Source organism: Streptomyces sp. W16 (assembly GCF_033194735.1).
Classification (GTDB): domain Bacteria; phylum Actinomycetota; class Actinomycetes; order Streptomycetales; family Streptomycetaceae; genus Streptomyces.
The window spans coordinates 1-15,764 of the sequence record NZ_JAWOAI010000215.1 but is presented as its reverse complement, the minus strand read 5'-3'; the positions used below and the strand labels follow the sequence as shown (position 1 = coordinate 15,764).

Below are 15,764 nucleotides of genomic sequence, written 5' to 3'. Positions count from 1 at the left end.
CTCGGCGCCCGGCTGACATTCCGCAACGTCCGCCCCGCGGGCGCGCCGGACCACATCCCGGCGGAGGGCGCGGTCGCCGTGCTGTGGCTGCCGGAACACGCACCGACGAGCACGGGCAGCTATCCCTTGCTGCCGTAGCCCCTTTCGGGCGGGAGTCGGTCACACCCCTCAGGTACTGGCCACCATGACCTCCTCCCCCCGGGACGGCCCCACCCCGTCTCCCCTGCCGACGAAGTACCGCTCGGCGAGATCCGCGGCCGACACATGCCGCACCTCCCGGAACCCGCACTTCCGCCCCAGCGCCAGCACCTGCTCCGGGGTGAAGAAGCTCAGGAACGGCGTGCCGGCGGCACGAGCCCCCCGCACCGCCACCTCCAACTGCGCGCGCTGCTCCGGCTCCACGTCGTCGACCGGCCGCAGGAACGTCGTCACCAGGGTGGAGCCAGGGGCGAGCCCGGCGACGAGCCGGAACAGGACAGTGATCGCGTCCAGGGTGAGATACATGATGACGCCGGTCGCGGCCACCACGGCGGGCCGCCCGGTGTCGAGCCCGGCGGCGGCCAGCTGCCCCCACCAGTCGCCCTCGAAGTCCACCGGCACGAACCGCAGCCAGTCCGGCACGTCGTACCCGAGCTCCGCCAGCCGCCGCCGCTTCCAGGCCTGTGTGCCGGGCCGTTCGACCTCGAACACCCGGAGTTTCGCGCCCAGTTCGGGCCGCCGCTGAGCGAAGGTGTCGAGTCCGGCCCCGAGCACGACGTACTGGTCCACGCCCCTCCCCGCCTGCTCCACCACCACGTCCTCGACGAAGCGGGCCCGCGCCACGATCGACGCGCGGATCCGGCGCGTGGCCTCGACGTCCATGTCGGGACGCTCCCGCCAGTCGTCCCCGGGGTCCACGAGCCGCAGCCCGATCTCGTCCTCGATGACATGCGGCGGAGCGTCCGCCTGGACGTGCAGCGCCCGCCACAGGGCGACCCGCACCGCCGTGTGATCCGGCTCGACCTCCGCCACCCGCTCCCCGCTCACCCGAAGTCCTTGGAGAAGTCGAGCTCCTCGCGGCGCTCGGTCAGCGAGTACCAGTTGCCGCTGTCGTCGCGGAAGATCGCCTCGACGCCGTACGGCCGCTCCTTGGGCTCCTGGATGAACTCGACGCCGCGCGCCTTGAAGGTCGCGTAGTCACCGCGGCAGTCGTCAGTGGTGAACGCCCCTGCCCCCAACACCCCCTTGCCGACCAGCTTCTTCAGCGCCTCGGCGGACTCGGGGTCGAGGCCCGGACCGTCGAGGCTCATCAGGGTGAGCGCGACGCCCGGCTGGTTCTTGGCGCCCACGGTGACCCACTTCATGTCGCCCATGGAGATGTCGTCCCGGACCTCGAAGTCCAGTTTCTCGGTGAAGAAGGCCTTGGTGCGCTGTTGGTCGAAGGTCCACACGGTGGTGATGCCCAGCCCTTGGATCATGGCTCCGCTCTCCTGTCGGACGAGGTCGAGATCGAGGTGGCTTCCTGTTCCTCACCGTAGGCAGGGCGGGCGGCGGCACGCTTCTTCGAAGTTGCGGAGGGGAAACCGCCGGCCCAGAGCATCGCGTAGCACCCGGGAATGAGCGCGGCCCCACGTCCCACATGCTTGGTCCGGTACTCACTCGGCGTCAGCCCGGTCCGCGTCTTGAACCGCGCCGAAAAGGTACCGAGGCTGCTGAAGCCGACGAGATGGCAGATCTCCGTGACCGAGAGGTCGGCGCAGCGGAGCATCTCCTCGGCCCGCTCGATACGGCGATGGATCAGATACTGCCCCGGGGTCTCGCCGTAGGCCTCCTTGAAGGCCCGGATGAAGTGGTACCGCGAATATCCGGCATGCGCGGCCACCACGCCCAGATCGAGCTCCGGCTCGGCCCAGTCGCGGTCCATGGCGTCCTTGGCAAGACGCAACTGCCGCATTTTGTCCATGCCACCGATGGTGGCACGCCCCACTGACAACGACCGAGGCTTGTGGACACCGGCCCACTCAACCCAGCTCACTCCGGAACTTGTCGACACCGGCCGGCATCCTCCAGCCCGTCCGGCGTTTGAGGACGAGGCCGTTCAGGCCGAAGCGGGGGTCTGGGGGCGGCAGCCCCCAGTGATGGGACGGGTAGGGGCGGCGGGGGCGAGAAAAACGAAGAAGGCCCCCCGAGGCGGACACCTACCGGGGGACCTTCAGCTCACTGCCGGCGGATCAGACGGCCTCGACGATCGACGCCGGCGCCACCGCCTCCGCACCCTCGCCAGGCTTAGGCGCAGCCGACCCCGCCCCCTTGAGCGGAACCTCCTTCACGAACACCGCCGCCACCAGCGCGAGCACCGTCACCACAGCCCCCAGCAGGAACGCGGAGTGGACACCGGCCGACACCGCGTGCTGGTACGCCTCGCGGGCCACCGCCGGCAGCTTCGCCAGGCTCTTCGCGTCCAGCGTCGCGGAGCTCTCGGTGATCTTGGAGCCCAGCGCCCCGGCCCGCTGGCTCATGACGTCCTGGACCCGGTTGTTGAACAGCGCGCCCATGATGGCGACACCGAACGACGAGCCGAGCGTCCGGGACAGCGTGCTCGTGGAGGACGCGACGCCCATGTCCTTCATCTCGACGCTGTTCTGCGCGACCAGCATGGTGATCTGCATCAGGCAGCCCATGCCGAGACCGACGACGGCCATGTACACACCGGACATGAGCCGGGTCGTGTCGACGTCCATCGTGGAGAGCAGGTACAGGCCGACGCCCATCAGAACGCTGCCGGCGACCGGGAACACCTTGTACTTGCCGGTGTTGGTGGTCACCCGCCCCGCCACCATCGAGGTCACGAGCATCGCGCCGAGCATCGGCAGGAGCAGCAGACCCGAGTTGGTCGCGGACGCGCCCTGCACGGACTGCTGGTAGAGCGGCAGGAACAGGGTCGCGCCGAACATCACGAAGCCGGTGATGAAGCCGATGACCGCCATCAGGCTGAAGTTGCGGCTGCGGAAGATGTGCAGCGGCACGACCGGCTCGACGGCCTTGGTCTGCCAGAACACGAACCCGACGAGCGCGGCCACACCGAGGGCGATCAGCTCCATGATCCGCACGGAGGTCCAGGCGTACTGCGAGCCGCCCCACGTGGTGACGAGCACGATCGAGGTGATGCCGACGGTCAGCAGTCCGGCGCCGAGGTAGTCGATCCGCGCCTGCGAGCGCTTCTTCGGCAGGTGCAGTACGGCACTGATCGCGGCCAGCGCGATCACACCGAGCGGGAGGTTGATGTAGAAGGACCAGCGCCAGCCCCAGTTGTCGGTGATGGTGCCGCCGACCAGCGGTCCGCCGATCATCGCGAGCGCCATGACGCCGGCCATCATGCCCTGGTACTTGCCCCGCTCACGCGGCGGGATGAGGTCGCCGATGATCGCCATGACGCCGACCATCAGACCGCCGGCGCCGAGACCCTGGATGGCCCGGAAACCGATCAGCTGCCCCATGTTCTGTGCCATGCCGCTGAGCGCGGAGCCGACCAGGAAGATCACGATCGAGGTCATGAAGGCGCCCTTGCGCCCGTACATGTCGCCGAGCTTGCCCCACAGGGGAGTCGAGCTGGCGGTCGCGAGCGTGTACGCGGTCACGACCCAGGACAGGTGCTCCAGCCCGCCCAGCTCACCGACGATCGTCGGCATGGCCGTGCCCACGATCATGTTGTCGAGCATCGCGAGCATCATGGTGATCATCAGGGCGAGCAGGACGACCCGCACGCTCTTCGGCTGTTTCTCGGTTTCCCCCGGCCCGGTCCCGGCCGTCTGTGTGTCCGCCATCTTTCCCACTCCCCTTGACACCGCCACCGTCCGGCTACTTACTTGCCGCCCGGCTAGTTGACTACACTCAGGGAAAGTAGACCCGCAACTAGCCGGGCGTCAAGTAAGTTTGCTGGAGCATGAGACGGATGGGCGGCACCATGGACGGCACCAAGCGGCAACGTCGCGGAGACACCCGCCAGCGCATCCAGGACGTCGCGCTCGAACTCTTCGCCGAGCAGGGCTACGAGAAGACCTCGCTGCGCGAGATCGCCGAGCACCTGGATGTCACGAAGGCGGCGCTCTACTACCACTTCAAGACCAAGGAAGAGATCCTGGTCAGCATCTTCGAGGACCTCACGAAGCCGATCGAGGACCTGATCGAGTGGGGCCGCGACCAGCCGCACACCCTGGAGACCAAGCAGGAGATCGTACGGCGCTACGCCGTCGCGCTCGACGGCGCGACCCCGCTGTTCCGCTTCATGCAGGAGAACCAGGCGCAGGTACGGGACCTGCGCATCGGTGAACGCTTCAAGGACCGCATGCGCGGCCTGCGGGAGATCGTCATCGACCCGGACGCCGGCCTGGTCGACCAGGTCCGCTCGCTCAGCGCGATCTTCACGCTGCACGCCGGCATGTTCGCCGTGCAGGACCTCGAAGGCGACCCCGAGGACAAGCGCAAGGCCGTCCTGGAGGTCGCCACCGACATGATCACGCAGGCTCACGCGGGCACAAAGGCCCACTAGAGGCGGCTCAGACGGTCACGCCCTTGCCGCGCAGGAAGGCGACCGGGTCTATGGCGGAGCCGTAGTTCGCGGTCGTACGGATCTCGAAGTGCAGGTGCGGGCCGCTGGAGTTGCCGGTGTTGCCGGACAGGGCGATGTGCTGGCCGGTGCTGACGACCTGGCCGACCTTCACGTCGATGCGCGAGAGGTGGGCGTACTGCGAGTAGGTGCCGTTGCCGTGCTTGATGACGATGGCGTTGCCGTACGCGGCCCCGTCGCCGGCGCCGTTGCCGCCGGCCTTGACGACGGTGCCGCCGTGCGCGGCGACGACGCCGGTACCGCTGGCCACGGCGAAGTCCTGCCCGCTGTGGGTGGACTGCCACATGCTGCCGGCCTGGGCGAAGCTCGCGGAGAGCGTGTACTTCTTCACCGGGTCGACCCAGGAGGCGGCGGTCTTGGCGCTGACCGTCTTCGGCGCGACGCTCCCGGTGGCGGCGCTCGCGACCCCGGTGCCCAGCACGGCGGTGGCTCCCAGTCCGACGGCCAGGACGGCCACCCGGGTACGGAGCTTTGACGTACGGGAAGAGCGGGACGTGGAGCGCTGGAACATCGGAACCTCACGGGGGACGGGGACAGAAAAGCCACCCGGCGCACGGACGGCCACCGGATGACACGTCCATTGGTAACCCGCGCCCCCACGGACCCCCAAACAGCTGTTCTACGACGGAAGCTAGTACTTCACCGCAAAACTTCCGACTCCTTGACAGAGCGCCCATTCGTCATGAATCACCCCCTGGACGGCAGAATCGGTCATCCGGTTCCACAACTTCCGCACAAAAAATCCCTTTTGCCCTTTCCGGGTCGTGCCACTACCTCCCCTAGTAGGGTCCGAATCGCCTGTGCGGCTTGTCACCGGACGAGGCGATCGCCGGTCCGGGGAATGTGACCGGCACTACCCTGGACGCGCGATTTCGGCATCGTCGCCGGCATCGGTTTCGGGGGGAACGACGCATGGACCCGTCAGTACTCGGCACGAAGCTGGCCTCCGGCCTCGTCGCCCCACTGGTACGCAGGCTGTTCGTGTCCGAGGGGCCGGGGGCCGGTCTGGTGGAACGGCCGGTGCGGCTGTCCGCGCTGGTCTCCTTCAAGGGCGAGAAGCGGACCCTGGGCGAGAAGGAGTTACGCCGACTCGTCCGCGAACTGGTGGACCGCGCGGCCCACGAAACACGCGAGGCGCCCCTGGACACAGCAGAACTGGAGGCGGTGTCCGACGCCCTCGAACACACCCTGCGCGCCCTGGGCGACCTGGACCTGGACGACGTACAGGCCGTACGCCTGGGCCATGAAAAACTGGCCTCCAGGCTGTCCGCACAAGCAGGAGCCGAGGATCCTCCACGACACCTCAGCACGGCCTCCGTGTCCCTCTACACCCAGCTCCTGGACAGCGCCTGCCTGCACATCCTGCACTTCTTCACCCAGCGGTCGGCCTTTGTCGCCCGCACCCTCGTCGAGCAGTGCCGTCAGCTGGACCGGCTGACGGCCCGCACCGACCTCCTCGTCGAACGTCTGCCGTCCCCCAGGACGCAGGACGCCGACTTCGAGGAGCGGTACACGCGGTACATCGCGGCGAAGCACAGCAACCTGACCATCTACGGCATCGATCTCAACGAGTCCCGCGACTGGCCGCTGGACACCGCGTACCTGAGCCTGGAGGCAACGCGGGACGCCGAGTACCGGGCGCCGGTGCCGAACGGGGCACTCCCGGTCGCCGGGGACCCGGGGGCCACGCTCCCCGAACGCCGGATGCCGCCCGCCCCGCAACCCGTCGAGCAGGCACTGGCCGACCATGAGCGGGTCATGCTGCGCGGTGTCGCGGGTTCCGGCAAGACCACACTCGTCCAGTGGCTCGCCGTAACCACCGCCCGTCAGGACCGGCTCACCGGTCAACTCGCCCACCTGATGGGCCGGTTGCCGTTCGTCCTCCCGCTGCGGACCCTCACCCGGGGCGGCGCCCAGTTGCCCGTCGCCGACGACTTCCTGCGCGCGGTGAGCTGCCCGCTCGCCGGCTCCCAGCCGGCCGGCTGGGTCGACCGCGTGCTGACGGCGGGGCGCGGACTCCTCCTGGTGGACGGCATCGACGAGGTCCCCGAGCAGGAACGCGCCCGCACCCGGCTCTGGCTGACCGACCTCCTCACCGCGTTCCCGGGCAACCTGTGGCTGGTCACCTCGCGCCCCTCCGCCGTACGGACCGAATGGCTGGGCGCCGAGGCCTTCACCGAACTGACCCTGTCCCCCATGAGCCGCGACAACATCGCGGTCTTCGTCCGCCGCTGGCACGAGGCGGCGGGCGCCGGAGCGGCGATGGCCGACGCGCTGCTCGCCGCGACCCGCACCAAGCAGGACCTCGGCCGCCTCGCCACCAACCCGTTGATGTGCGCCCTGATCTGCGCCCTGCACCGCGAACGCCGCGGCTTCCTGCCCCGGGGCCGCAAGGCCCTCTACGACGCCGCGCTCTCCATGCTCCTCGAACGCCGGGACCGCGAACGCGAGTTGACCGTGGACCTCGACGAGGAGACCCAGGTCCAGCTGCTCCAACGCCTCGCGTACTGGCTCATCCGCAACGGCCGCGCCGAAATGAACCACAGGGACGCCCTCAACCAGATAGAACGCCTGCTGCCTTTGATGCCGCATGTCGCCGCCCTGGGCTCGGCGGAGGAGATCCTGCGCCAACTCCTGGTCCGCTCCGGCCTGTTGCGCGAACCGGCCGCGGGAGCCGTGGACTTCGTCCACCGCACGTTCCAGGACTACCTGGGGGCACGGGCGGCGGTGGAGGAACGGGACTTCAACGCGCTGGTCAAGCATGCCCACCTGGATCAGTGGGAGGACGTCGTCCGGATGGCCGTGGCGCACGGCCGCCCGGATGAACGGGCGCTGATTCTCAAGGGGTTGATGAACAGGGGGGACCGCGAGGACCCGTATCGGGGACGGCTCCATCTGCTCGCCATGGCGTGTCTGGAGCATGCGGCGAAGCTGAATCCGGTGGTGCGGACGGAGATCGAGCGGCGCGCGGGGGAGCTGATTCCACCGCGCAGTCAGTACGAGGCGGAGGAACTCGCCGAGTTGGGACCCATGGTCCTGGAGCTGCTGCCGGAGCCGGAGGACGTGGCCGACGACCAGGCCGCGGCCCATGTCGTTCTCACCGCCTGCCTGATCGGCGAGGACTCCGCGTTGCCGTATCTGGCCCGGTACCGGGACTACGACAGCACGCTGGTCCGGGACCAACTGGGCTTCCACTGGGACAAGTTCGACACCGAGACCTATGCGAACGAAATCATTCAGTATCTGCTCAAAGCGTCGGACACACCCATCGTGGTCCGTTCGCCCGAAGAACTGGCGGCGCTGGGCCGCCTGGGCGGACACAGCAACGTAGAACTGCACGGCAACTTCAGCAGTACCGGGATCGTGGCGGCCCTGGACGAGCGACGACTGGAAAGTCTCGCCGTGCGGTACAACACCGCGGTCACGGACCTGAACTTCCTGAAGCGCTACGAGCACCTTCGCGTGCTCTGTCTCGACGACTGCCCGAGACTCGCCTCTCTCTCCCCGCTCGCGCACACGCCCCTGCGGAGGCTGGTGCTGGTCGATCTGCCGGGCGTCCGGGACCTGAGCCCGCTCCGCGAACTCACCCGGCTCACCATGCTCAACCTGCACACGCGGACGGAGTGGCCCGGGATCGACGTCATCCCGCCCGAGGCTCCGCTCGAATGCCTTTTCCTCCCGTGGAACGCCCACGGCCTCGACGCGCTCACGGCTTTCCCGCGACTGCGTCAGCTCGGACTGGATCTCGACGAACCACTCACCCACGAGGACTGGCAGGCCATCGCGAGCCTGGAAGGGCTGCGGCTCCTCAGTCTGAACCCCGCCGAACTCGCCGGCCTCGCCTCCAGCGGCGCTTCCCTGAAACAGGTGCAGATCGTCTCCCTGACCCCCGCGCGGGAAACCCCGGACCTACGGGCGGTCGTCACCGCATTCCCGACGATGACCTCGCTGCACGTCGTCGCCCATCTGGTCAACCTGGCCCCCCTCGCCGCCCACCCCACCCTCCGCCGCGTCACCACCTCACCCGCCTGCCGCATCCTCAACGCGGACCAGGTTCCGCACACGATCCGGCTGATGTGACGCACGCCCCTATACACCTACCGTCCAGTAACCTTACGGTTCCCCTCACGCCACCCGCGCCCGCGAGCATGCCTTCCGCACCAGGCACCGCACAGACGTGAGAGGAACCCCCGACCCCCATGACGAGACGACGCCCCTGGGCCCGCCGTACCGCCATCGCCGCCGTGACCGCAGCCGCCCTCGCGGCGCTGACCGTCCCCGCCGAGGCCGCGACGACGAGCACGGCCACCGCGACCGCCACGGTCGACTACGCCACCTGGCAGACCGACTGCCAGACGGTCATGAACCAGGCCCTGCCCTATCTGAAGCAGCGCATCGCGGCCACGAAGCCCGGTGAGAAGCAGGCGATCGTCTTCGACATCGACAACACCACCCTGGAGACCGACTTCGGCTTCAGCTGGCCGCAGCCCGCCAACAAACCGGTGCTCGCGGTCGCCAAGTACGCCCAGGAGCACGGCGTTTCACTGTTCTTCGTCACGGCCCGCCCCGGCATCATCTACCTGCCGACCGAGTACAACCTCGAACACGACGGCTACGACGTCGACGGCCTCTACGTCCGCGGCCTCCTCGACCTCTTCAAGGACGTCGCCGCCTACAAGACCGCCCAGCGCGCCGACATCGAGTCCAAGGGCTACACGATCATCGCGAACATCGGCAACAGCGCCACCGACCTGTCGGGCGGCCACGCCGAGAAGACCTTCAAACTGCCGGACTACGACGGCCAGTTGTCGTAGTCACCACCGGATCATCGATAGGCTCCATCCGTTTCCCAACGGCTACGGGGGTGGCGGATGGAGCCCGCGGTACTCGGCGGCAAACTGGCGTCAAGCCTGATCGCACCGCTGCTGAAGAGACTGTTCGTGGCCGACGGCCCCGGCGCGGGCCTGGTCGACAGACCGGTCCGGCTCAAGGAACTGGTGTCCTTCCGGGGCGAGAAACGGGTGCTGGGCGAGAAGGACGTCCGCAGACTCGCCGAGCACCTCGTCCAGCAGGCGATGGACTCCCCCGGCGAGCACCCCTTCCCCTCCGCCGAACAGACCGCCGTGGCCGACGCGTTGGCCCGCCGCCTGCTCGCCCTCGGCGACCTGGACATGGACGACGTACAAGCCGTACGACTGGGCCACCGCGAACTCGCCGAACAGCTCCGCCGCCAGGCCCCGGCACCCGACGGACTCACCACCGACGCCTGCTACTTCCTCGACTCGGCGACGGAGTGGGCCGCCCTCCAGATCCTGGAGTTCTTCACCCGCCGCTCCACCTTCGTGGCCCGCACCCTCGTCGAACAGACCCGCTCCCAAGCCGAACTCACGGCCAGGATCGACGAGTTGATCGCCCGCAGCCCACGCCCGGGCACCCAGGACCGCGCCTTCGAACGCCGCTACCTGTCCTACGTCGCCGAACACCACAACCACATCACCATCTACGGCATCGATCTCCGCGACTCCCCGGACCGCTGGCCCCTCGAAGTGGCGTACCTCAGCCTGGAGGCGACGGAGGAACGCCCCCTGTCCGAGGAGCACCCGGGCGCCCGCTACGACCGCCAACTCCCCGCCGAGGAAGCCCTGTCGACCCACGACCGGGTCCTGCTGCGCGGCGACGCGGGCTCCGGCAAGACGACCCTGGTGCAGTGGCTGGCGGTGACGGCGGCCGGGGACGGCGACCGCATCCCGTACGTCCTCCCCCTGCGCACCCTGCTCCGCACCGGCCGACTCCCCTCCCCCGCGGCCTTCCTGACGGTGACCGACTGCCCCCACTCCCCGCCCGAGGGCTGGACCGAACGCGTCCTGACCGCCGGCCGGGGCCTGATCCTGGTCGACGGCCTGGACGAGATCCCCTCCGCCGACCGCCACCGCACCCGCGACTGGCTCCTCGCCCTGATCCGCGCCTTCCCCGGCAACCGCTGGCTCCTGACCTCCCGCCCCACCGCGGTACGCCCCGACTGGCTGGCCTCCGAGGGCTTCCACGAACTGACCCTGGCCCCGATGCGCCGCCCCGAGGTCAAGACCTTCGTCGAACGCTGGCACAAGGCGGCGGACGCCCCGGAGTACGAGGGCCCACTCCTGGACTCCCTGCACACGAAACGGGACTTGGCCCGCCTCGCCACGAACCCCCTCATGTGCGGCCTGATCTGCGCCCTGCACCACGAACGCCGGGGCTATCTCCCCACGGGCCGCAAGGAGTTGTACGACGCCGCCCTGACGATGCTGCTGACCCGCCGGGACCGCGAGCGGGGCATGGGGGCACTGGAGGGGGCGGAGCTGAGCGAGGAGGCCCAGCTGGAGATCCTCCAACGCCTCGCGTACGCCCTGGTGTTGAGCGGCCGCACCGAGATGGACATCGAGACGGCCGAGGGCATCGTGGAGCGGTGCCTGCCCACGGTCGCCTCGGCGGCGGGACAGGGCGACGCGGGGACGGTCCTGCGCACCCTGCTCCTGAGAAGCGGCCTGCTGCGCCAACCCACCGCAGACGTCCTGGACTTCGTGCACCGCACCTTCCAGGACTACCTGGGCGCGCGGTACGCGGTGGAGGAGGGGCACCTCGACGTGCTGATCTCCCGTGCGGGCGACACCCAGTGGGAGGACGTCATCCGCATGGCCGTCGCCCATGCCAGGCCGCGCGAACGGGTCGTACTGCTACGGCAGTTGCTGTCCCTGGACGAGCCCCGGCTGACACTGCTCGCCCTGGCGTGCCTGGAGCACGCGACGGCGTTGGATCCGGGGGTGCGGGCGGAGGTCGAGGCCCGGGCTGCCACGCTGATTCCCCCGCGCACGACGGAGGGGGCGCATGCGCTGACGCAGGCGGGTCCACTGGTGCTGGAGTTGCTGCCGGGTCCGGCCGGGCTGTCGGGCGAGGAGGCCCTCGCGGTCACCGTCACCGCTTCGCTGCTCGGTACGGAGGAGCCGGAGGCGGCCCTCTCGGTGCTGCGGCGGTTCCGGGAGCACCCCGATCTCGAAGTGCGGCGCCAACTCGTGGGCACGTGGAGCCGGTTCGACATCCGTGACTACGCGGTCGAGGTGCTCGACCACCTGGACCGGGCGGACCTCTTCATCAGGTGCGACAGCGATGAGAAGTACGCGGCGCTCAGCCTGACGCGCCCTTGGCGGAGTGTCACGTGCGTCGGCTCCCGGTCCGTGGCCGAGATCCTTGATGCCGTGGTTGATCCGGCCGGGGTCGAAACTCTGAGTGTGGTCAACAATCCCCGCCTCGCCGATCTGGGAGAGTTGTCGCCCTTCTCTTCCCTGAACCGTCTGTGGCTTCAGCGCTGTCCCGGAGTCGAGTGCCTCGCACCAATGTCGGAACTCCCCATTGCCGAACTGGGGTTGTACGAGATCGGAGGCGTCACCGGGCTACGAGAACTTCGTTCGTTAACCTGGCTGGTCGTCGATCACACACTTCCGAGCGACAGCCTCGCCGACTGCCTGCCCGTCGAATCGCCTTTGGAATACCTGTATCTGGGACCGGCAACGATGCAGGCCACCGGTCTGCGCGGGCTCGACCGATGGCCCACACTCACGACTCTCAGACTCGGTGAGTCCGACCGCCCGCTGACCGCCGCCGACTGGCAGGAAGTGGCCTCCCTCCCGGCTTTGACGGAACTCCAGCTCGACGAGGAACTGTTCAGCGAATCGCTGAGCACCATGCCGGAACTCCCCGACACCCTCATCGTGCCGATGTAGAGCGTGCCGGACGGCACTGCCCCGCACACCGCCAAAGGGGCCGCCCCGGAACCGAAGTCCCGGCGCGGCCCCCAGGCCAGACGCATCCCCGAAGGGCTACGCCTCCTTGCTCAGATTGGGCCCAGCCCCACCGGCCGCCTGCTCGATCGGCGGAACGTCCGGCAGTGCCGACTTCTCCTCACCCCGGAAGGTGAAGGTCTTGGCCTCGCCTTCACCCTCCACGTCGACGACCACGATGTGACCGGGACGCAACTCGCCGAAGAGGATCTTCTCCGAGAGCGTGTCCTCGATCTCGCGCTGGATCGTGCGACGCAGCGGACGCGCGCCCAGCACCGGGTCGTAACCCTTCTTGGAGAGGAGCTCCTTGGCGGCCTGGGAGAGCTCGATGCCCATGTCCCGGTCCTTGAGGCGCTCGTCCACCTTGCCGATCATCAGGTCGACGATCTTGAGGATGTCCTCCTGGGTGAGCTGCGGGAAGACGACCACGTCGTCCACGCGGTTGAGGAACTCGGGGCGGAAGTGCTGCTTGAGCTCGTCCGAGACCTTGTTCTTCATGCGCTCGTAGTTGGACTTCGTGTCACCCGTGGCCGCGAAGCCGAGGTTGAAGCCCTTGGAGATGTCCCGCGTGCCGAGGTTGGTCGTCATGATGATGACCGTGTTCTTGAAGTCCACGACCCGGCCCTGGGAGTCGGTCAGGCGACCGTCCTCCAGGATCTGCAGCAGCGAGTTGAAGATGTCCGGGTGCGCCTTCTCGACCTCGTCGAAGAGGACGACCGAGAACGGCTTGCGGCGGACCTTCTCCGTCAGCTGGCCGCCCTCTTCGTAGCCCACGTATCCGGGGGGCGAACCGAAGAGCCGCGACACCGTGTGCTTCTCGCTGAACTCCGACATGTCGAGGGAGATCAGCGCGTCCTCGTCACCGAAGAGGAACTCGGCGAGGGCCTTGGAGAGTTCGGTCTTACCGACACCGGACGGGCCGGCGAAGATGAACGAACCACCAGGGCGCTTCGGGTCCTTGAGGCCCGCACGCGTACGACGGATCGCCTTCGAGAGCGCCTTGACGGCGTCCTTCTGGCCGATGACCCGCTTGTGGAGCTCGTCCTCCATGCGCAGCAGACGCGAGGACTCCTCCTCGGTCAGCTTGAAGACCGGAATGCCGGTGGCGGTCGCGAGGACCTCGGCGATCAGCTCGCCGTCGACCTCGGCGACGACGTCCATGTCGCCGGCCTTCCACTCCTTCTCCCGCTTGGCCTTGGCGGCCAGGAGCTGCTTCTCCTTGTCGCGGAGGGACGCGGCCTTCTCGAAGTCCTGCGAGTCGATCGCGGACTCCTTGTCGCGGCGGACGCCGGCGATCTTCTCGTCGAACTCGCGCAGGTCCGGCGGCGCGGTCATCCGGCGGATGCGCATCCGGGAGCCGGCCTCGTCGATCAGGTCGATCGCCTTGTCCGGCAGGAAGCGGTCCGAGATGTACCGGTCGGCCAGCGTGGCGGCCTGCACGAGCGCCTCGTCCGTGATGGAGACACGGTGATGGGCCTCGTAGCGGTCGCGCAGACCCTTGAGGATCTCGATGGTGTGCGGCAGGGACGGTTCCGCGACCTGGATGGGCTGGAAGCGGCGCTCAAGAGCGGCGTCCTTCTCCAGGTGCTTGCGGTACTCGTCCAGCGTGGTGGCGCCGATGGTCTGCAGCTCACCGCGGGCCAGCATCGGCTTCAGGATCGAAGCGGCGTCGATGGCGCCCTCGGCGGCACCCGCACCGACCAGCGTGTGCAGCTCGTCGATGAACAGGATGATGTCGCCGCGGGTGCGGATCTCCTTGAGGACCTTCTTCAGGCGCTCCTCGAAGTCACCGCGGTAGCGGGAGCCGGCGACCAGCGCGCCGAGGTCCAGGGTGTAGAGGTGCTTGTCCTTGAGGGTCTCGGGCACCTCGCCCTTGACGATGGCCTGCGCGAGACCTTCGACGACGGCGGTCTTGCCGACGCCGGGCTCACCGATCAGGACCGGGTTGTTCTTGGTGCGGCGGGACAGCACCTGCATGACCCGCTCGATCTCCTTCTCGCGCCCGATGACCGGGTCGAGCTTGGACTCACGAGCGGCCTGGGTGAGGTTCCGGCCGAACTGGTCGAGGACCAGGGACGTCGAGGGGGTGCCCTCCGCAGGGCCGCCGGCGGTGGCGGTCTCCTTGCCCTGGTAACCGGAGAGCAGCTGGATCACCTGCTGCCGCACACGGTTGAGATCAGCGCCCAGCTTGACCAGGACCTGGGCGGCGACGCCCTCGCCCTCACGGATCAGGCCGAGCAGGATGTGCTCCGTGCCGATGTAGTTGTGGCCCAGCTGAAGGGCCTCGCGGAGCGACAGCTCCAGGACCTTCTTGGCACGGGGAGTGAAGGGGATGTGACCGGACGGCGCCTGCTGGCCCTGTCCGATGATCTCCTCAACCTGCTGGCGGACCGCCTCAAGCGAAATGCCGAGGCTCTCCAGGGCCTTTGCGGCGACACCCTCACCCTCGTGGATCAGGCCCAGGAGGATGTGCTCGGTGCCGATGTAGTTGTGGTTGAGCATCCGGGCTTCTTCCTGAGCCAGGACGACAACCCGCCGCGCGCGGTCGGTGAACCTCTCGAACATCGTTAATCGCTCCTCAGAGCGGTCAGGCAGTAAGGGGACGCTCCCCTCCCTGTCCTTCCGCAGCTTAGTCCCGCAAGCGGGGACCGCTCATTCCAACTGCCGACACCGGACCGAGATCCAACACTGCCTCCTGAACCCGAACGCCGACATCTGCTCCAACCTGATGGTGCGAGACGATGTTCCCGCAGGCCAGGCAGTTACCCTCACCATGAGTACGCCGATGGCGAACGTGAGACGCCCTTTTCTGCGTGTCGCCCCCTCCCACTAGGGATTGTCTTACCCGTACGGACTGACACTCCATGCCGAGCGCACCGGTTCCCTCCGCTACGGGCGAACAACCTTGCGCGGCCCGACACCCCCGAACGCCCCCTTTTCCGGCACCGTGCGCAATCACCGGACCACCCAGCGTAACTCTCGGGCCGGTTCGGCGGTTGCACTTGGCATGGTTGGCACAGTCCCCCCGGTCACCACGGTCCCCTCTCCCCGTCGCCCGCTCGATCCGGACGACCGGCGGCACTGGTACGAGAACGAACTCGGGTGGCGGACGGTGCCCGGAGAGCCGCTGCGGCTCGTCACGGGGCTGCGTTTCGACGTCCTGGACGTGCCGGTCGAGGCCGGTGTCGCGGCGCTGTGGCGGCTGGGGCCGGACTCTCCGGTGGCCGTACGGGGCGACCGGATGCGGCTGCTGGTGGCCGCGGGCAGCGCGGAGGAACTGCCGGGGCTGCTGGACTGGCTGGAGTGGGGCACTCTGGCGCCGGCGCTGGATCTGGTGGCGCTCG

General features: G+C 68.5%; 11 protein-coding genes and 1 pseudogene. 6 read left to right on the top strand and 6 right to left on the bottom strand.

Annotated features, from left to right (window positions below; all coding sequences use genetic code 11):
• Positions 1 to 138: pseudogene (locus R6V09_RS26720) on the top strand (two-component system sensor histidine kinase CseC); the annotation flags it as partial.
• 30 nt (positions 139 to 168) lie between these two features.
• Here the strand turns inward: R6V09_RS26720 and R6V09_RS26715 are convergent.
• From R6V09_RS26715 to R6V09_RS26700, 4 genes are all read right to left on the bottom strand, one after another.
• Positions 169 to 1,026: a class I SAM-dependent methyltransferase gene (locus R6V09_RS26715; RefSeq protein WP_317883976.1), complete on the bottom strand. Its 858-nt coding sequence runs from the start codon at positions 1,024 to 1,026 to the stop codon at positions 169 to 171.
• Entirely contained in the window at positions 1,023 to 1,457 is a 435-nt protein-coding gene (locus R6V09_RS26710) for a VOC family protein (RefSeq protein WP_317883975.1), read from the bottom strand. The genes R6V09_RS26715 and R6V09_RS26710 overlap by 4 nt, the downstream gene beginning before the upstream one ends.
• The gene (locus R6V09_RS26705) at positions 1,454 to 1,933 is read right to left on the bottom strand and encodes a helix-turn-helix transcriptional regulator (RefSeq protein ID WP_317883977.1); all 480 of its coding nucleotides are present in this window, start codon (positions 1,931 to 1,933) and stop codon (positions 1,454 to 1,456) included. Before R6V09_RS26705 ends, R6V09_RS26710 begins: the two co-directional genes overlap by 4 nt.
• A 277-nt stretch (positions 1,934 to 2,210) precedes the next feature.
• Positions 2,211 to 3,803, bottom strand: a complete 1,593-nt coding sequence (locus R6V09_RS26700) for an MDR family MFS transporter (RefSeq protein ID WP_317883974.1) — start codon at positions 3,801 to 3,803, stop codon at positions 2,211 to 2,213.
• Between the two features lie 128 nt (positions 3,804 to 3,931).
• Here R6V09_RS26700 and R6V09_RS26695 point away from each other — a divergent pair, with 128 nt between their 5' ends.
• Positions 3,932 to 4,528: a TetR/AcrR family transcriptional regulator gene (locus R6V09_RS26695; protein WP_317883973.1), complete on the top strand. Its 597-nt coding sequence runs from the start codon at positions 3,932 to 3,934 to the stop codon at positions 4,526 to 4,528.
• A gap of 7 nt (positions 4,529 to 4,535) precedes the next feature.
• Here R6V09_RS26695 and R6V09_RS26690 read toward each other — a convergent pair whose 3' ends face one another.
• Positions 4,536 to 5,117, bottom strand: a complete 582-nt coding sequence (locus R6V09_RS26690; protein WP_317883972.1) for a M23 family metallopeptidase — start codon at positions 5,115 to 5,117, stop codon at positions 4,536 to 4,538.
• A gap of 401 nt (positions 5,118 to 5,518) precedes the next feature.
• On the opposite strand from R6V09_RS26690, the gene R6V09_RS26685 reads away from it, so the two are divergent.
• The 3 genes from R6V09_RS26685 (at position 5,519) to R6V09_RS26675 (ending at position 12,363) form a co-directional block, all read left to right on the top strand.
• Positions 5,519 to 8,686 carry an NACHT domain-containing protein gene (locus tag R6V09_RS26685; protein WP_317883971.1) on the top strand — a complete coding sequence of 1,056 codons (3,168 nt, stop codon included), beginning with the start codon at positions 5,519 to 5,521 and terminating at the stop codon, positions 8,684 to 8,686.
• Positions 8,687 to 8,805: 119 nt separating this feature from the next.
• On the top strand, positions 8,806 to 9,420 hold the full coding sequence (locus tag R6V09_RS26680) for an HAD family acid phosphatase (RefSeq protein WP_317883970.1): 615 nt from the start codon (positions 8,806 to 8,808) through the stop codon (positions 9,418 to 9,420).
• Positions 9,421 to 9,477: 57 nt separating this feature from the next.
• On the top strand, positions 9,478 to 12,363 hold the full coding sequence (locus R6V09_RS26675) for an NACHT domain-containing protein (RefSeq protein WP_317883969.1): 2,886 nt from the start codon (positions 9,478 to 9,480) through the stop codon (positions 12,361 to 12,363).
• Positions 12,364 to 12,459: 96 nt separating this feature from the next.
• Here R6V09_RS26675 and R6V09_RS26670 read toward each other — a convergent pair whose 3' ends face one another.
• Entirely contained in the window at positions 12,460 to 14,985 is a 2,526-nt protein-coding gene (locus tag R6V09_RS26670) for an ATP-dependent Clp protease ATP-binding subunit (RefSeq protein WP_317883968.1), read from the bottom strand.
• A 442-nt stretch (positions 14,986 to 15,427) separates the two neighbouring features.
• Between R6V09_RS26670 and R6V09_RS26665 the strand changes: the two genes are divergently transcribed.
• Positions 15,428 to 15,764, top strand: a 337-nt coding sequence (locus R6V09_RS26665; protein ID WP_317883967.1) for an SCO3374 family protein, incomplete at its 3' end; no start/stop codon positions are given.